This window comes from Photobacterium phosphoreum (assembly GCF_002954725.1).
GTDB classification, from domain to species: Bacteria; Pseudomonadota; Gammaproteobacteria; order Enterobacterales; family Vibrionaceae; genus Photobacterium; species Photobacterium phosphoreum.
This window is the reverse complement of record NZ_MSCQ01000001.1, coordinates 1,196,833-1,215,368: the sequence shown is the minus strand read 5'-3', so window position 1 is coordinate 1,215,368 and position 18,536 is coordinate 1,196,833. Positions and strand designations below refer to the sequence as shown.

Here is an 18,536-nt window from a genome sequence, read left to right as displayed (position 1 = left end):
ACTATTATTAAAGTAAATACTCTATTATTATAGTTGTTAATAGGTGAGCATGGCGGATAAATATTAACTTTATAAGTCATTGTTGTTATTCCGTCATACTGCATTGATGTAATAAAACAGATTGCTTATTGATAACAGTAAAGTGATCATCGAGCTGTAAATCATAGTAACCAGAATGACTGCCTGCGCAGCGACGAAGCCCAACATCATAATCAATTTTAATGTTCCAACCTTTTGTTTTTTTTACGATGTTGGCAACAGTTAATGAGAGCTCAGGGCAGGCAATATTACCATTGGTGATACGGTATTCCGACGCTAACCCGAGTTGTGTTAATACATCGATGGTGACAGTGGCATGGTGTGGAGAGGTAATCACTAAATCATAATGGTTTTGTGCTTGGTCGGTGATGCTATCCATATTAAAAGGATTGACGCTTAACGTTTTTGTGCCGTTTGTCCACTTACCGCTAAATGGGAGCCATACCCCATTGGGTTGCTGCCAACGATTGATAAACTCAAATTTTTCGATAAATGAAGAATTATTTTCAAGGGTGGTTAATTGACTTGGATGATCTTTTAATTGGGTAAGCAGGCGTTGATGTTGTACTGCGTCAAAACGATATAAGGTTATAAATTGATAGTTGTATATTCCTAATAATGGTATACGAACTTTATATTTATCATACTGATACCAACCCGTAACTAGTCCAATATCATCATAACAATCAATCACATTAAACCGTAATTGTAATTGGATGGGGTAGTTGTTATCAATGTGAGTGTTGATCGTCAGTGGTTGTATTGTTTGTGAGTAGTTAACGCTGGCATGAATGTTATTGGTTGGTTTGGGACTGCTGTGTGCTGGAAGGGTGAAACAGAGGCAGTAAAGGCAACATAGAGACAAAAATTGATAATATGATGCCATTGAAATACCTGCGAAAGGAAAGTGCGATATTATTTGTATTGAGTGTAGTCTGTTTTATTGACAGCAATAGTCTTAGATATTTGGTTTTACTTTTAAAACGACATTAAAATAGTTGTTAACCACTATTTGAATGTAATTCGCGTCTTTAAATTGTGAAATAAGCATGCAGCCTTCTAGCGACACGAAATAAAGCCGAGCAGCATCTATGGCAATTAATTGTGATGAAAACTCACCGTTCTTAATTCCAGCTGTTATCACTTGCTCTATCCACTGCTCATTAAAAGCAACGAATCGATCAAGCTGAATGTTTAAGCTATCAGTGAGAGAATAAAAATCCGATGCATACATGCCACATAAACAAAGCTTGCCTTCATTACGTACGGTAATAAAAATATTGGCTAACGCTTTTAACTTATCAGTTGCGGTTAGATTTTGTTGTTCGATGGCTGTTAACGCTGTTTTATAACGCTCTAGATAACGTTCAAATACGACAATGGCTAAATCTTGTTTGGTTTTATAGTGATAATGAATGCTGGCTGTTTTTATACCCAGTTCATCTTGAATATCACGAAAACTAAAGCCGTTAAAACCACGACATTGAATATATTTTTCGGCAATATCAGCAATTTTTGCTGCTGTAGGATTAATGTCTTTCATCATTGATATTCACATTGTTAAGAAGTTCAATAATCTATCATTTAGCATTAAAGATCACAATTTTTTCTACCTATGAGTAGAGAGGTAATGGCGACGTATTTATCGCCATTATTCAATAAAAAATGACTATTATTGTTTCGGTGAATTTGGCTTTGTGAATGTGTTTCTACGGATTAATTACGACCCGCCATCACACCGCCATCGACATCAAGTACTGTACCAGTGATCCATTTTGCTTTATCTGATAATAAAAACTCAATTGCATCTGCAATATCGGAGGTGGAACCTATGTGCCCAATAGGGTGGAAATCATTAAATCCTTGTAAAGCGGTTTCAATCTCATCTTCCGCAATGAATGATTTATAGATAGTTGAAAGGACAACAGCTGGAGCGACTGCATTTGCACGAATATTGTAGTCTGCTAATTCCATTGCTAAATTGCGGGTGAACGCATGTAAGGCTGCTTTTTGCATTGAATAAGCTGATGATGGGGTTGCCTTAATGGCTTGATGAGCCCACATTGAACCAATATTTACGATTGAACCACCACCATATTGTTGCATGTTTTTTGCAACAGCTTGAGTAATAAAGAAAAATGATTTGTTGATATCCAATTGAAGATCATAATCTTTTGCAGTGTGCTCTAGAAAGCTAACGGGTTTAAAAAAACCTGCGGCGTTAACGAGGTAACCAATATGACGGTTTTCATTTTCAAGTTGAGCAATAAAAGTATTTACATCAGTAAGGTCATATAAATCAACTTGTGCTGTTTCAACATTACCGCCAGTTCGTTGTTCTAAGTCAGCTTTTGCTGCGGCAAGTTTATCGGCATTGTGCGATAAAATCATGACTGGAACCCCAGCGTTTAATAACCGTTCAGCGGTGGCTTTACCCATGCCTGATGAGCCGCCAACGATAAGTGCAATTGATGATGTAGTGAACATAATGTAATCCTTTATTTGTCTACCTACTAGTTGATAGGCCGTGTGGTTTAAAAAAGAAGCGAGCAATGTGATTCGATGATTCATGCTGCGCTTCATTGATTTTAAATATAGGGTGATTTTATTTTGTCGTCAAATACTATTTCTACCTATCAGTAGGTAGTTTATCTATATGTTTGATTTTTAATGTTTTAAAAATTCCAATCACTATCTTCAGTCGCAACGGTTTGACCGATCACATATGATGAGCCCGATCCTGAGAAAAAGTCATGATTTTCATCAGCATTGGGGGATAACGCAGCCATGATGACAGGATTAACTTGGCAGACTTCATCAGGGAATAGTGGGTCAAAGCCTAAATTCATTAAGGCTTTGTTGGCGTTATAGTGGAGAAACTGCTTGGTATCCTCTACTAAACCGACGCTGCTATAAAGTGCTTCTGTATACTGACATTCAATAATATATAACTCAAATAACAGTGAAAAAGCATAGTCTTTCAGTTCAGCTTGTTCTGTTGCTGGCAATGTTTGGTATTTTTTCTGGAATTTATAACCGATGTAATAGCCATGTATAGCTTCGTCACGAATAATTAAGCGGATCAAATCAGCAGTATTGGTGAGCTTGCCTCGGCTTGACCAATACATTGGCAGGTAAAATCCAGAATAAAACAAAAAGCTTTCTAAAAACACACTGGCAATTTTCTTTTTAAGTGGTGATTCGACTGCATTATATTGTTGTAAAATTAGCTGTGCTTTTTGTTGTAGGAGTGCATTTTCTTCTGCCCATTTAAAAGCCTCATTAATTTGTGGGGTAGTGCATAAGGTTGAGAAAACAGAAGAATAACTGCGCGCGTGTACCGCTTCCATAAAGGCAATATTGGTTAACACCGCTTCTTCATGAGGGGTTAATGCATCAGGTATTAGTGTTGGCGCACCAATGGTATTTTGAATGGTATCGAGTAATGTTAGCCCAGTAAAAACACGGATCGTTAGTTGTTGTTCGTGATCAGTTAATTGCGACCAGCTTTCAATGTCGTTCGATAGTGGGACTTTTTCAGGTAGCCAAAAATTAACCGTTAATCGGTTCCAGATTTCGAGATCTTTGTCGTCCTCGAGCTGATTCCAGTTAATAGCACGCGCAAGTGGGCGAGTTGTTTGAGAGTTCATGATAACTTTTCCTTATAAACTACAAGAAACGCAGCCTTCAACTTGCGTACCTTCAAGGGCTTTTTGACGTAATCGGATGTAATACAGGGTTTTAATATTGTTTTTCCAAGCGTAAATTTGGGCTTTATTGATATCGCGAGTGGTTGCAGTATCAGGGAAAAACAAGGTTAATGATAAGCCTTGATCTACGTGTTGAGTGGCAACGGCATAGGTATCAATAATGGCAGTCACACCTATCTCGTACGCATCTTGATAGAAGTGTTTATTATCATTAGTGAGATAAGGAGCTGGGTAGTAAACCCGCCCAATTTTAGCTTCTTTACGAATTTCTATTTTCGATATAATCGGATGAATAGAGGCGGTGGAATTATTGATATAACTGATTGATCCTGTAGGTGGAATTGCTTGTAGGTTACGATTATATAAGCCGTATTCCATGATGGATTTTTTTAGTTGTTCCCACTGTTGTCGAGTTGGAGTTTCTAGCTTAAATTGGATTAATAGCTGCTTAATTCGTGATGTTTTAGCAGAGAAATCATTCTCGATATATTTATCGAAAAATTGCCCGTTAGCGTATTGTGATTGTTCAAACCCTTTAAATGTTGCTTGTTTTTCAATCGCGAGTTGATTGGATGTTCGCAAGCAATGGTAGAGTACCGCCGCAAAATAGACATTAGTAAAATCTAACGCTTGTTGGCTACCATAATAGATATGTTCCCGGGCAAGAAACCCATGTAAATTCATTTGACCTAAACCGATAGCATGGCTGTCTTCGTTGCCTTTACGGACCGACGGTACGCTATTGATATTACTCATTTCAGAAACAGCATTTAAAGCACGAATAGCAATTTCAACCGACTGTGCAAGGTTGTTGCCATCCATTGTTTTGGCAATATTTAATGAGCCAAGGTTACATGAAATGTCAGCCCCGAGATGTTGATAACTAAGATCGTCGTTATAGGTTGATGCTTGATTAACTTGAAGTATTTCAGAACATAAATTCGACATTGAAATACGACCAGCAATAGGGTTAGCTTTATTGACGGTATCTTCAAACATAATGTAAGGATAACCAGACTCGAACTGTACCTCTGCCAGTGTTTGGAAAAATTGACGTGCATTGATTTGGGTTTTACTAATGCGATCATCAGCGACCATTTGATGATATAACGCACTTATCGAAATTTCTGATAATGGTTTGCCATACACTTTTTCGATGTCATACGGTGAAAATAGATGCATTTGCTGATTATTTTTCGCAAGTTCAAAAGTAATGTCTGGAATAACCACCCCTAAACTTAGCGTTTTAATCCGTACTTTTTCATCGGCATTTTCACGTTTAGTATCAAGAAAACGTAGAATGTCAGGATGATGAGCATGGAGATAAACCGCACCTGCACCTTGACGAGCACCGAGCTGGTTAGCATATGAAAAACTGTCTTCCAATAATTTCATTACAGGCACAACACCAGAAGATTGATTTTCAATGCCTTTAATGGGTGCGCCATAGCCACGTAGATTAGAGAGCATTAATGCAACGCCACCTCCTCGACGTGACAATTGCAGTGATGAGTTAACGGCACGGCCAATGCTTTCCATGTTGTCTTCAATGCGCAGTAAAAAACATGAAATTAACTCACCACGACTGCATTTACCGGCATTGGTAAAAGTTGGAGTGGCGGGTTGAAAGCGACCATTGAGGATTTCTTGCATTAATTGCATCGCAAGGGTTTCATTACCTTGAGCGAGTAATAGGGCTGTCATTACAACTCGATCTTCAAACCGTTCAAGGTATTGTTTACCGTTACGTGTTTTAAGTGCATAAGAAGTATAAAATTTATATGCGCCAAGGAAGGTTTCAAATCGAAACTTAGCTTTAAATGCCGTTTGCCAAATATGCTCTAAGAATGTCCATGAATAGGCTGAAAAAATAGCAGTTTCGTAATAATCCTCTTGTGTTAAGTAATTGATTTTTTGACGTAAACTATCGAAGGTGACGGTGTTTTTATTGATATGTTGTAAAAAATACTGCCGAATCGCTTGTTTGTCTGCGGAAAATTGAATCTCGCCTTGGTTATCGACTAAATTTAACATTGCATTTAATGCGTGATAATCAAGCGTTGCTGAATCATTTTTGTTGTTATTCATAATGTTAACCAAAATCGTTTAAGTCCTTCTTGAACCCGTAATACATCCTGTTCTGTACCCGCAAGTTCAAATCGATAAAGCACTGGAACCTGACATTTTTGTGCGATCACATTGCCAGCTTGGGCGAATAAGCAACCAAAATTTCGATTGCCAGACGCAATGATCCCTTTAAGCAATGACCGATTTTTAGGATTATTTAAAAAATTAATCACACTTTTAGGTACTGCTCCACGTCCATAACCATCGGCATAGGTTGGGCATATCAAAATAAAGGGTTCTGTTGTTATTTGGGGGCTGATTTCAGCGTTTATAGGTAAGCGGATTGCATTCAAATTAAGCTTTTCAATAAAACGCTGAGTATTACCTGATTGACTTGAGAAATAGACTAATTTGCACATAGCTGCTTAATCAAATCAGGACGAAATCCACTCCAATGTTTATCTTCAACTACCACCACAGGTGCTTCGCGATAGCCAAGTTGGATCACTGTCTCTAGCGCGTTTTTATCTGCGCTTAAATCAATATTTTTATAATCAGTCCCTTGAGCATCAAGCACTCTTTTTGTTGCTATACATTGGATGCAATTAGGTTTGGAATAAACGATAACACTCATTAAATATCTCACTTAATTAATGGCAATAACTATTTAAACGATAATCATTATCATATTGACATCTATATCTTGTGTTCTCAAGATCTATTTTTACCATATGTTGTTATTGTTGTGTGTCGAGCGAGTAGGCGCATATTATTCATGGTTGATTTGAAATTGATAATCATTATTATTTGGCTTGAATTTATTGCTCAGGAGATGCGGCAATGACAAACCCTTTTCAAGGTGTAGAAGAGTTTTCTTTACAAGATCAAACATGGCGTGGTGTGACGGCTACAACGGCTGCTGCTAATAGAATTTTAGCGTTATCGCAATCAGGATCCGTTGTTCGTTTTTCGGTAAAAACATCGGGATGTACCGGATATGCCTATGTCATAGAACAACGAGAGAATACTCAAGTTGATGATGTTCGGTTTGAATCTAATGGTTGTGTTTTTTATGTCGTATTAAATGCTTTACCCATATTTGATGGCACAGAGATCGACTTTGTTCGGCAGGGGTTAAATCAGTCTTTTATTTATCACAATCCAAACGTTAAAACCGAATGTGGTTGTGGTGAAAGCTTTGGAATTTAGTGAATGAATAGTCCAGAAATTCAACAAGATATAGATATGGCACTGAATCATAAAGGTTATAAAGAAGGATTCTATACCGATATTGCCAGTGATACGCTTGAAAAAGGGATTGATGAAGATGTTATTCGCGCCATTTCTGCACGTCGAAATGAACCTGAGTGGATGTTAGCGTTTCGGTTAAATGCATTTAAACATTGGCAAACAATGACCGAGCCACATTGGCTAAAAGCGACATATCCCGAACTTGATTACCAAGATTATAGTTACTATTCAGCACCAAGTTGTGATCGGTGTAATGATGCCGAGCCTAGTGATAACAATAATGATTTTTTAACCAAAGAAGTGGCCGATGCTTTTGAGCAATTAGGTGTGCCTGTCCATGAAGGTTCAGGCATTGCCGTCGATGCGATTTTTGATTCAGTTTCAGTGGCAACCACATACCATCAGGAACTTAGTCAACTTGGGATTATATTTTGCTCTTTCAGTGATGCAATTCAGCAGCACCCACAATTGGTTCAACGTTACTTAGGTACTGTCGTGCCAGCTAACGATAATTTTTTTGCGGCGCTAAATGCTGCTGTTGCATCTGATGGGACGTTTATCTATGTTCCGCCTGGTGTGCGTTGTCCACGTGAGTTATCAACTTATTTTAGAATAAATCAAGCTAAAACAGGCCAATTTGAACGGACAATTTTAGTGGCAGATCAAGGTGCTTACGTTAGTTATATCGAAGGTTGTTCCGCTCCTGTGCGTGATACTTATCAGCTACATGCTGCCGTAGTCGAAGTGATCATTCATCAAGATGCCGAAGTGAAATATTCTACTGTTCAAAATTGGTTTGCAGGCGAAGAAGGCACTGCTGGTGGTATTTTAAATTTTGTTACTAAACGTGCCGTGTGTGATGGCGCTAACAGTAAGATGTCGTGGACACAATCGGAGACAGGCTCAGCAATTACATGGAAATATCCCAGCGTCATTCTTAAAGGTGATAATTCGGTAGGTGAATTTTTCTCTGTTGCCTTAACCAATGGTTCCCAGAAAGCCGATACCGGCACCAAGATGATCCATATTGGTAAGAATACCAAGTCGACCATTATATCAAAGGGGATATCAGCCGGTAAAAGTGATAACACTTATCGTGGTTTGGTAAAGATACTCGCAACCGCAGAAGGGGCCCGAAACTATACCCAGTGTGATTCGATGCTGATTGGCGATCAATGCGGAGCGCATACTTTTCCGACTGTCGAGATAAATAATCCAACTGTTCAAATAGAGCATGAGGCGACCACTTCAAGAATAGGTGAAGATCAGTTGTTTTATTGTGTGCAACGAGGGATCAGCGAAGATGATGCTATCTCTATGATTGTAAATGGTTTCTGTAAAGATGTGTTTTCAGAATTACCGTTAGAATTTGCTGTCGATGCACAGAAGTTACTTGCTATTAGTCTTGAACACAGTGTGGGTTAATTGATTATGCTAAAAATTACAGATTTACATGTTGCAGTGGATGATAACGCAATCTTAAAAGGGATTAACTTAACCGTTGGTGCTGGTGAAGTACATGCCATTATGGGGCCAAATGGCTCTGGTAAAAGTACGCTTTCAGCAACACTCGCAGGTAAAGAGGATTACACCATCACTCAAGGTGCGATTGAGTTTGATAATAAAGATTTAATTGAATTAGATGCTGATGAACGTGCTGGTGAGGGGATATTTTTAGCTTTTCAATATCCGGTTGAAATTCCTGGTGTTAGTAATAAATTATTTTTACGCACGGCACTGAATGGCATTCGTAAATATAAAGGATTGCAAGAGATTGATCGGTTTGATTTTGACGATCTATTGGCAGAGAAAGCGCAGTTATTAAAAATGCCGTTACCGCTATTAGATCGTGCGGTTAATGAAGGCTTTTCAGGTGGCGAAAAGAAGCGTAATGATATTTTACAAATGGCCGTACTTGCACCCAATCTTTGTATTTTAGATGAGACAGATTCAGGTTTAGATATTGATGCATTAAAAGCGGTTTCTGATGGTGTGAATGCACTACGTGACGGCAATCGTGCCTTTATTGTTGTTACCCATTACCAACGTATTCTTGATTACATTAAGCCAGATTATGTGCATGTAATGGTGAATGGCAAGATTGTAAAATCAGGTGATTATCGCTTAGCGAAAGAATTAGAGGAGAAAGGTTATGGCTGGATCTCTGCAGAATAATTTTGATCACGCTTTAATGCGATTACAACCATTGGTGCAAAACTCAATATGGCAACGTGGATGTTGGAACAACATCATGCAGCGTGGCTCGTCGGCAATGACTGGCGAAGATTGGAAATATACTTCACTGGCTGCATTTAATGATGTTGATTTTACGTCAGTTAAACCAGTAACAATGCTTTCAACATCGAATCTAGCGCTATGGAGAGATGACGGTTATCGACTTATTTTTATTGATGGCAAATTTTCGCCTGATTTATCAGATGTGATTGTGGGTGTTGATATCCAAGGTTTTGATCAATGGTTAGAGAGTGATCATGTTATTAAGGATGCAATAAGACCTGAATTTATCTCTGAGTTAACTGATGCGACAGCAAAAGATGGATTGTGTATTAGGATTTCGGCAAAGGTTAATGTCGATAAGCCTATTTATTTGATCCATTTTAGTCACAGTAAAGCAGGGGAAGTTACTTCAATTCGACATCACTTGCAGCTTGAAACATTGGCATCATGTCAATTAGTTGAACATCATATTTCATCACCTGATGCACAAGGGGTAACGCTTTCTCGATTATCTACGTCGATTGCTGATGGCGCTCGATTTGAACATATTAAGTTAATAGAAGCAGCAAGTGAGCAGTATCATTTAGCGCATAATGATATAAAAACAGGCCGTGATGTTAATGTCAGTAGCAGTACGTTTTTATTATCTGGTCAGTTAATTCGGCATCAGTTAAGCACTGAATTGGGTAATGCGGGATGTGATGTCAGCTTTAATAGTTTGGCATTACCGACATCGAGTGAATGTTTTGATAGTCGTACTTTCTTACGTCATCGAGCGCCACATTGTCACAGTCAGCAACTGCATAAAATTGTAGGGCTAGGTGAAGGGATTGGTGTATTTGACGGTATGATTTATGTGAATCAAGGCGCGATTAAAACTGACGGTCAAATGGATAATCATAACTTGCTGTTAAGTAAAACATCACAAGTGAATAGTCGCCCTAAGCTAGAAATTTATGCCGATGATGTAAAATGTAGTCATGGTGCGACAACCGGTAAGATAGATTCAGAACAGGTGTTTTACCTTCAAGCGCGCGGTATTCCTAAACCGCTTGCTGAACAGATGATCACTAAAGCTTTTGCGGCTCAAGTGTGTGAAAAAGTGACACTAGCCAATGTACGTCAGTATTTATTACGGCAGGTAACGCAAAAACTGGAGGGTGAAAATGATTACTAGCCCTTGGCGACATGATTTCCCTACACTCACTAATAATCAGCAGACTTCGCCTTTTGTTTATCTTGATAGTGCCGCGACAGCACAAACACCCTTAGCGGTGATTGAGCGCATGCAGCGTTTTTATACTCATGAATATGCAACAGTACATCGTGGTATACACCGATTAAGTGCTAATGCGACGTACAATATGGAGCAAGTTCGCCAAACGGTGACTAATTTTGTCAATGCAAAATCAAACGATGAGATTATCTTCACTAAAGGAACCACTGAAGCAATTAATTTAGTTGCAAACACATACCTTCCAACGTTTGCTCAAACTGGTGATGAAATTATTATTACTGAGATGGAGCATCATTCAAATATTGTTCCATGGCAGATGTTAGCTCAAAGGTTAGGGCTAACAATTAAAGTTTGGCGAATGACTGCTGAATATAGATTGGATTTAAACGACTTACAGAAATTACTGAGTAAAAAAACTAAGTTATTAGGCTTAACACATATTTCTAATGTGCTGGGTTGTATTAATCCGATTAAAGCGGCAACAGCAATGGCTCATCAATGTGGTGCTGCGGTATTGATTGATGGCGCGCAAGGGATTATGCACCAAGCTGTTGATGTACAAGATATTGGCTGTGATTTTTATGCTTTTTCTGGTCATAAACTGTATGGACCGACGGGAATTGGTGTGCTGTATATTGCACAGCAGTGGCTTAATACACTGCCACCGTGGGAAGGTGGTGGTGCGATGATTGACGATGTCCAATTACCGATAGGAACAACGTACCAAACATCACCATGGCGTTTTGAAGCGGGTACTCCTAATATTGCCGGAATTTTAGGGTTGGGTGAGGCGATTACTTATATTAATCATATTGGTATGGATGCCATAGTTACACATGAAGAGGCATTGATCCGTTACGCTGAAGAACAAATGCAACATGTTGACTCTCTAATAATATACGGTAATGCAGCTAACCGAGTGGGAGTAATTCCTTTTAATTTAGGTAACCATCATGCTTTTGATGTTGGTAGTTTTTTAGATAATTACGGAGTGGCGATTAGAACCGGTCATCATTGTGCAATACCGTTGTTAAGATGCTTGCAGCAATCGGTTGTATGTCGAGTATCGTTTGGATTATATAACGACAGTCGGGATGTGGACGTATTCGTTGATCGTATGCAACATATTAAAACATTATTAGGATAGGTCATGAGTGTAATAATCACACCTCAAAAAGTATTACTTAATTTTCAACGTTGTACTAGTTGGGAAGATAAATATTTATACCTTATTGAGCTTGGTGATCGTTTTTGTCGTTTACCTTTAAGTGCACAAACGGACAATCATAAACTTCGAGGTTGTCAAAGTAGGGTTTGGATCACATTAGATAAAAGTGACACGACTCTTCAGTTTGCAGCTAATAGCGATGCCGCGATTGTGAAAGGTTTATTGGCGTTAATTATTATTGCCTATGATAAAAAAACGAGCCAGCAAATAGCGGCGTTTAATATTGATGCTTGGTTTGAACAATTAGGGTTAACTCAACACTTAACGGCAACTCGTGCGATTGGTATAGCAACGATAATCAAGCAAGTACAATTAATGAGCGGTGTGTAATTACATTATCATTAGAGATATAAGTAATTATAAATTAGCCAATAGTGGCTAGTATAATAAGTTATTAATGTTTATTTACCAAAAATGAAGTCACTGTTTTAGGGTTATACAGCGTGTCATATGCAGAGGTAATGTTGGTTGGTAGAAACAGAATCAATATTGTTTTCATACATTAAATGTCGAAATGTAAAGTTTTACTTATAGTCAATAAAAGTCATGGTGATTTGTTTTTTTTAGTGATATATATGTAATAGAAATATAAATACAAAGTTCAGCGATTCATTCCAACGAAAATATTATCAAAATAATAAAGGAAGTATCATGAAAGACTATTTTAATACTGCATATCCATCTATTGATCTACTCAGAAAAAAAGCCAAATCACGGTTGCCAAAGTTTGCGTTTGAATATGTAGATGGCGGTTGTAACAATGAAATTGGTTTAAGACGAAACACTGATGATATTCGTAAGCTTGAACTTATTCCTTATTATTTAAGAGATTATAAAGATGTTTCATTAAAAACGACTTTATTCGGTGAAACTTATGATGCGCCATTTGGTGTTAGCCCCGTTGGACTTCAAGGATTAATTTGGCCGCAAGCACCAGAGATTTTAGCAAAAGCGGCTTTTGATCATAATGTGCCATTTGTGTTGAGTACGGTCTCAACTGCATCAATTGAAACAATTGCTGAAATTACTGAAGGTAAAATGTGGTTTCAGTTATATCACCCTGTTGATGATGCGATCACTGATGATTTACTGGCGCGTTGTAAAGCGGCAGGCGTAAAAACCTTAGTGTTATTATCTGATGTTCCTACCTTTGCTTATCGTCCTAAAGAAATAAAAAATGGATTGGCGATGCCGCCAAAAATGACAGCAGAAAATATGCTGCAAATTATGCTTTCTCCTGAATGGGCATTGGAAACTTTAATTAAAGGCAAGCCGGAATTTAAATCGTTAACCAAATATATGTCTGGTTCAATGAACATGCACCACTTAGCGTTATTTATGGATAAAACCTTTAATGGACGCTTAAGTGAAGACAAAGTGCGTAAGTTACGTGATAAGTGGGATGGTAACTTAGTTCTAAAAGGGTTATCGACTGTTGAAGATGCGAAAAAAGCGATTGAAATAGGTCTTGATGGGATCATCGTTTCAAACCACGGTGGACGTCAATTGGATGCAGGTCCGTCAACCATTAGTAAAGGCATCGAAATTCTTAATGCGTGTAAAGGTCAAACAACTATTATGATGGATAGTGGTATTAGAGAAGGTTCTGATGTTGCTTGTACGTTGGCTGCGGGCATGGACTTTACATTTATGGGTCGTAGTTTTATGTACAGTGTGGGTGCTCTGGGTCAAAATGGAGGTTATCACGCAATGAATATGTTGAAAAAACAACTTCAACAAGTGATGGAACAGGTATGTTGTGAAAAACCACAAGACCTGCCTAATCATTTAGCTCAAATTAAGAATCTTTGGTGATTGATTGTTTATATTATAAATAAGCATGGTAAAAAGGTGTACTGAGTACACCTTTTATTCGTTAACGCAGTATGTTTGTTTTTGCTATATCAATTAATTCATTAACGATACACCTTAAAAAAAACACCATAAGGAAATTATCTAATAGTAATTAAATTTTTTAATCTTTATGATTAATTTTTTATATTATAAAATTAGATTGTTCATGAGTGAATTAATGATTTAAGTATCATTAAATATGTATTTTATAAAAAATAACGCATAACAAGTGATATTTTCGATGTTTTAATGTCATATTTGTACACTGTATTATATTAAATGATTTCTCTTAGTGTTATTATGCTGCATGTTTATCAACCTTATAGTAATAAATCATTTTGCTATATCTGAGAAAGTAGTCATGAAAAAAATAATCTTTTTAACCACACTTTTAAGTTTCAGTACTGCTTCATATGCGGATTTACATTTAGAGTTCAAAAATGTAAATAATCTTCATAATAATAATGGAAGTAATAGCGGGCGTGTTTATGTTTGTACACTGCAACCATTCCGTGATGTTTTTGCTGATGTTGGCGTAACAGAGGATATGGCTCGTTATAAAGTGCAACGTCGTTGTGAAAAATCCCAAGGTGAAGGCAGTATTTTCTGTAAAGCGAAAGAAGCGAAGTGTGTTGAATCATCCCTTGTTTCGGAAGGTGATACGGGTCGATATAAAGGTAAAGGTGTTTCAATTTATAGTCAAAATTATCAAATGGGAGAGTCAGTAAAGATCACTCATGACATTCCTAATTTGGGGGATTATAATTTTGATAATAAAATGTCGTCTTATGATATACCTATGGGATGGTCAGTAAGATTCTACGAAGGTGTAAATTATAGCGGTGTTTATTATACGCGTAATAGTGGTGATGGTAATGCGACAGGGTTCGATAATCAAGTAAGCTCAATTAAGATATTAAGCACTTTTTGATCACTGACTCTATCATGCATATCTAAAATAATTGGCACTAACCAAAAGTTAGTGCCGATAGTATTAATACTCTTTAGTTTATTGAAACAGTTGTAATAATTTTTCTAGCAATATATTTGTGCATTGCTGTAGTTGGATGGGTAACGCCCCAGAAGACATACTTATCTGAACCATGTTGTGCACAATCATTAGTAAGTGTATGGCTCATTAAATAATCTTTTGATGAACTACGATTAATATCCATACAAGCATCTTTAGCATTCACAAAACCATATTTTTGAGGCTCAGACGTTACATTCTCAAAGATCTGGTATGCATCAACAAGCGTAATGTTGATACCTTTTTGTTTATAATAAGCAGCTTGTTCTTTTATAAAAAGATTGAATTGTTTAATTTGCTGACTGACTAAAGTGACTTTATCTGCTGTGGCGTATTTAAATTGTGGGGCTTTGCTAGCATCTGGTAATGTCATGAGTAAAATATTTTTGGCACCAGCATCTGTTAAACGAATCAGTGCAGTGCTGTAATCACTTTTGACTTCAGTAATATTACGATCGTAATTCATAAAATCGTTAAGACCAAACTCTAGAGTAAATAAAGTGTTTTCAATATGGTAATTTTTTGCCGATTTCATGTATGTGTTAAACGATGAAATTTGGTCATAAATACCAGTTAGAATACCATACTCATTAACACCAGCGGCCCCACCAACAGCCCAGTTATATAAAGGCAGATTTTTAGCATTAGCGAGATATTCCGTCCAGACTAGACCATTACTGAAATGGCCAAGGAACCAACTATTACTATTAGGAAATATCCATTGTGAACCATTAAAGGTATTACTTGTGTCTGAAAGACTATCACCAAAAGCGACGATTCTATTGATTGTATTGGGTTGATTAACGTTATCATTGCTCCAAATAGTATGGCTATAAGATGCTTTTATATCTGAAGCGTAAAAAATAATGTCTGCATTTTTATTATCTGTATCAATAGATGTTGCGCAGCGTTGTGCAATCGCTTTATTCGGTACATCAGTATAAAACATATTTTTAAATGAAATAGATGACCACCAATAACCTGGTAGTTCATAATAACTATTGTCACTATTTTTAGCCCACACCCAATCAGTTGCGGGCTCATCATGGCTGACACTGGTACGATACCAACATTTTACATAGGTGTAGGTATTACTGCTATGGTTGACTTTTTGTATCAATGGTTGATTTTCAGGATGTTGAACGTTATCAGAAGCGGTTGCTGCAAAAGGGAATAATAACGTTAATAGCAAATATGCCTTGTTCATGACTGTCCTTTATTTAATTATTCGTGTTAATAACATTAGAAATAACACGCACAGACAATGTAAATAATCGCATTGTTTTTTTACATTAATAGAGCTTGTGATAAGAGTCATGTTTAATATTCTAAATTGGGATACTCTTCTAGAAAATTGATTTATTTACTATTTATCATATTGAATTTACTCCATATTGTTATTATATCCATCCATTTTATTATTTGATATATTCTCCCTAGAAATGATTTTTTACCCAGTGATGTATAAAAGCATGAAAATAGAATAACCACTAATAAGGATGTTGTGGTGATGATAAGAAGAGTTAAATAGCACAAATAAGGCGGCTGAATGTGTTATTAAGAGTAACGTTATTATCAATTTAATTCAGACTGAGTGGGTTGTTAACGATGAAGATTGACGTTTCTATTTTATGTTATAATGCCAACAGTGTTTCTAATTAGATAAATGAACTATGCTTGGCTATTACCTTCATACAAAAAATGCGCAACAAGTGTTAGATGCCATCGGAAAACGACTTTCTAGCGTTCGAATCTCGACTGATCTTAATCTTACAGAACAGGATTTTGTCGTTACTGATCAAGGCTTAATTCTTGACGAAGACAATCAACTTTCTATTGCTGATCTTAAAAAAATCGTTAAAAAGACCCAAAGAATTTATCTTTGTAGTGATGGCGATATGGAACCAATTGAAGATCGCAGTGTTGGCTATTACAAATTAGCCCCTACAGAAGGTGCACCACTACTCGAAATTAGTGGCGTTAAGATGCACATTTCTAAAGGAACGGATCCTTTTGCAAGTGCATCCGATATGGCTAAACAAGCAGTACGCAGTGGAGATAATGTACTCGATTGTTGCAGCGGTTTAGGCTACGCAGCGATTGCAGCACACCGACTTGGCGCGAAAAAAGTATTGACCATTGAACTGAGTGAATCGGTGATGGGATTACGCGCACTCAATCCTTGGTCGCGTGATTTAAATAATGCAGGCATTGAGCAACGACAGGGCAGTAGCTTTGAATTGATCACGACCATGCCTTCAATGTCATTTGATGCAGTGATTCACGATCCACCACGTTTTTCTCTTGCTGGTGAGCTTTATAGTGAAGAGTTTTATGGCGAAATCTACCGTGTGCTACGTCAAGATGGGCGTCTTTTCCACTATACCGGTAATCCACATATTATGAAAAAAGGCAGTGGTTTTGTTGACGGTGTTATTCGTCGATTAAAAGCGGTTGGCTTTAAGAATATACAAAAAGTAGATCATCTAATGGGCGTTAGTGCTCAGAAGTAATACGATAAAATAAGAAGGGAATCGATAATATTATTAATGATAATTCGTTGTAATAGCATCGATTCACTTTTCAGATGATGATGCGAAATATTACTTTTTACCAAAAATTTTTGAAGCTATATTGAGCAGTCCATCCATTCCACCAACAGCTTGAAAAAGCTCTCCGGCAATATCACCATTCGGACTTGCTTTATCTATCATTCCTGGCAGTGTTTCCTGCAAACCCGTTATTGCTTCACTCTGTGGTAATTTAACCTCGTTAGCAAAGTTTGACAGTTGGTCTGCGTTGAAAATATTCCCAATATCTGTGGCTGAAATTGCGGCATTATCACCATTACCAAGCCAAGATGCTGCAATATTGGCTAACCCTGCACCATTAAGTGATTGTATAATACTTTGTAAATCAATGCCTTTTCCATCGCTATCACCACCAAATAAACGTGATAATGCTGAAGTAATCGTAGTTTCGTTTAATCCTGTGGTATTTGCTTGAGATTGCGAAAACAGTTGGGCGCCAATACGTAATAGTTGATTAATATCCATTAATTTCACCTTTATATTCTATTAAGCCATCGTTGGTATACGCAGTTTTTGACCTGGAAATATTTTGTCAGGATCGATAATCACTTCTTGGTTAGCATCGAATATTTTTTGATAATCAGCACCATTACCTAATGTGTTTTCCGCTATTTTCCATAAGCTATCACCAGATTTAACTTCATAATAGTTTACTGTTTCAGTTGCTGCTGGTGCATCAATGTTATCAACAATTGATTCAATACCTGCAGTATTACCAGTCATCAAAATAGCTTTTTCTTTCGCTGCGGCGCTATCTGCTGTACCTGAAAGAGTCGCTACGCCATCTTTAACCTCAACACTTAAATTAGTTAAGCCTGGGTTATTATTTTCAATATGTTGAGTTATTTTTGCTGGTGCTTCATCTTCATTGCTGAATAATTTATTGCCAATATCACGTACAAAATCAAGTAATGCCATATTATTCTATCCTTGTCGTTTGGTAGTAAATACGAATGTTGTTACCAAGCTTAGTCCAAAAAATAAGAATAGTGAGCTTTGTTTATTCTTTTTAGGTATTTTGATGTTGCGAATAGAATGAGTTTTGATCAATGGCGGGTGTCATTTCAAGAATGTATATTTGTAATTACAGGATAAACAGTACAGTCAATGAGCACATTATCGTGCTCATTGTTAAATATAGTAATAATGAGCTAACTAAAGAGCAGAAGTAGAAGAGGGGGTATTTTTTGATCTTTTTATTACATGATGTTCTTTATTATCAGGATGATGAAATTTAGAGTTGATCACCCCTTTGTTCTCAATCGTCGGTGGAGAGGACTTTTGTGTGATT

The 18,536-nt window shown here is 37.2% G+C and carries 19 protein-coding genes; 9 read left to right on the top strand and 10 right to left on the bottom strand.

The features are described from left to right. Positions 1-85 precede the first annotated feature (85 nt). From BTO21_RS05375 to nrdH, 7 genes are all read right to left on the bottom strand, one after another. The gene (locus BTO21_RS05375; protein WP_045029095.1) at positions 86-925 is read right to left on the bottom strand and encodes a hypothetical protein; all 840 of its coding nucleotides are present in this window, start codon (positions 923-925) and stop codon (positions 86-88) included. Between the two features lie 72 nt (positions 926-997). Then, a complete protein-coding gene (locus tag BTO21_RS05370; RefSeq protein WP_045029129.1) occupies positions 998-1,582 on the bottom strand; it encodes a TetR/AcrR family transcriptional regulator in 585 nt (194 codons plus the stop codon). A 173-nt stretch (positions 1,583-1,755) separates the two neighbouring features. Beyond that, positions 1,756-2,526: an SDR family NAD(P)-dependent oxidoreductase gene (locus BTO21_RS05365; RefSeq protein WP_045029093.1), complete on the bottom strand. Its 771-nt coding sequence runs from the start codon at positions 2,524-2,526 to the stop codon at positions 1,756-1,758. Positions 2,527-2,714: 188 nt separating this feature from the next. After that, a complete protein-coding gene (nrdF, locus tag BTO21_RS05360; protein WP_045029092.1) occupies positions 2,715-3,689 on the bottom strand; it encodes a class 1b ribonucleoside-diphosphate reductase subunit beta in 975 nt (324 codons plus the stop codon). Between the two features lie 12 nt (positions 3,690-3,701). Continuing rightward, on the bottom strand, positions 3,702-5,837 hold the full coding sequence (gene nrdE / locus BTO21_RS05355; protein ID WP_045029090.1) for a class 1b ribonucleoside-diphosphate reductase subunit alpha: 2,136 nt from the start codon (positions 5,835-5,837) through the stop codon (positions 3,702-3,704). Continuing rightward, positions 5,834-6,235: a class Ib ribonucleoside-diphosphate reductase assembly flavoprotein NrdI gene (nrdI, locus tag BTO21_RS05350; RefSeq protein WP_045029088.1), complete on the bottom strand. Its 402-nt coding sequence runs from the start codon at positions 6,233-6,235 to the stop codon at positions 5,834-5,836. The genes nrdE and nrdI overlap by 4 nt, the downstream gene beginning before the upstream one ends. Beyond that, a complete protein-coding gene (gene nrdH / locus BTO21_RS05345; protein ID WP_105026718.1) occupies positions 6,223-6,450 on the bottom strand; it encodes a glutaredoxin-like protein NrdH in 228 nt (75 codons plus the stop codon). Before nrdH ends, nrdI begins: the two co-directional genes overlap by 13 nt. Positions 6,451-6,656: 206 nt before the next feature. On the opposite strand from nrdH, the gene BTO21_RS05340 reads away from it, so the two are divergent. From BTO21_RS05340 to BTO21_RS05305, 8 genes are all read left to right on the top strand, one after another. Continuing rightward, positions 6,657-7,025, top strand: a complete 369-nt coding sequence (locus BTO21_RS05340) for an iron-sulfur cluster assembly accessory protein (RefSeq protein WP_045029087.1) — start codon at positions 6,657-6,659, stop codon at positions 7,023-7,025. A 3-nt stretch (positions 7,026-7,028) separates the two neighbouring features. Continuing rightward, entirely contained in the window at positions 7,029-8,492 is a 1,464-nt protein-coding gene (gene sufB, locus BTO21_RS05335) for a Fe-S cluster assembly protein SufB (RefSeq protein ID WP_045029085.1), read from the top strand. A 6-nt stretch (positions 8,493-8,498) separates the two neighbouring features. Then, positions 8,499-9,242 carry a Fe-S cluster assembly ATPase SufC gene (sufC, locus tag BTO21_RS05330; RefSeq protein WP_045029084.1) on the top strand — a complete coding sequence of 248 codons (744 nt, stop codon included), beginning with the start codon at positions 8,499-8,501 and terminating at the stop codon, positions 9,240-9,242. Continuing rightward, positions 9,220-10,482: a Fe-S cluster assembly protein SufD gene (gene sufD, locus BTO21_RS05325; protein WP_045029082.1), complete on the top strand. Its 1,263-nt coding sequence runs from the start codon at positions 9,220-9,222 to the stop codon at positions 10,480-10,482. Before sufC ends, sufD begins: the two co-directional genes overlap by 23 nt. Further along, a complete protein-coding gene (locus tag BTO21_RS05320; RefSeq protein ID WP_045029081.1) occupies positions 10,472-11,689 on the top strand; it encodes a SufS family cysteine desulfurase in 1,218 nt (405 codons plus the stop codon). Before sufD ends, BTO21_RS05320 begins: the two co-directional genes overlap by 11 nt. Before the next feature lie 3 nt (positions 11,690-11,692). Continuing rightward, positions 11,693-12,100, top strand: a complete 408-nt coding sequence (locus BTO21_RS05315) for a SufE family protein (protein ID WP_105026717.1) — start codon at positions 11,693-11,695, stop codon at positions 12,098-12,100. Between the two features lie 321 nt (positions 12,101-12,421). Further along, the gene (locus BTO21_RS05310; RefSeq protein WP_045029079.1) at positions 12,422-13,585 is read left to right on the top strand and encodes an alpha-hydroxy acid oxidase; all 1,164 of its coding nucleotides are present in this window, start codon (positions 12,422-12,424) and stop codon (positions 13,583-13,585) included. Between the two features lie 400 nt (positions 13,586-13,985). Then, positions 13,986-14,555 (top strand): beta/gamma crystallin-related protein, encoded by a 570-nt coding sequence (locus BTO21_RS05305; RefSeq protein ID WP_045029077.1) that lies wholly within the window; start codon positions 13,986-13,988, stop codon positions 14,553-14,555. Between the two features lie 73 nt (positions 14,556-14,628). On the opposite strand, the gene BTO21_RS05300 is transcribed toward BTO21_RS05305, so the two are convergent. After that, positions 14,629-15,861 (bottom strand): SGNH/GDSL hydrolase family protein, encoded by a 1,233-nt coding sequence (locus tag BTO21_RS05300; RefSeq protein ID WP_065192909.1) that lies wholly within the window; start codon positions 15,859-15,861, stop codon positions 14,629-14,631. A 466-nt stretch (positions 15,862-16,327) separates the two neighbouring features. On the opposite strand from BTO21_RS05300, the gene BTO21_RS05295 reads away from it, so the two are divergent. Next, positions 16,328-17,167: a class I SAM-dependent methyltransferase gene (locus tag BTO21_RS05295; RefSeq protein ID WP_045029076.1), complete on the top strand. Its 840-nt coding sequence runs from the start codon at positions 16,328-16,330 to the stop codon at positions 17,165-17,167. Positions 17,168-17,257: 90 nt separating this feature from the next. On the opposite strand, the gene BTO21_RS05290 is transcribed toward BTO21_RS05295, so the two are convergent. Continuing rightward, on the bottom strand, positions 17,258-17,710 hold the full coding sequence (locus tag BTO21_RS05290) for a YidB family protein (protein WP_045029074.1): 453 nt from the start codon (positions 17,708-17,710) through the stop codon (positions 17,258-17,260). 21 nt (positions 17,711-17,731) lie between these two features. Then, positions 17,732-18,163 carry a peptidoglycan-binding protein LysM gene (gene lysM / locus BTO21_RS05285; protein ID WP_045029072.1) on the bottom strand — a complete coding sequence of 144 codons (432 nt, stop codon included), beginning with the start codon at positions 18,161-18,163 and terminating at the stop codon, positions 17,732-17,734. Positions 18,164-18,536 lie beyond the last annotated feature (373 nt).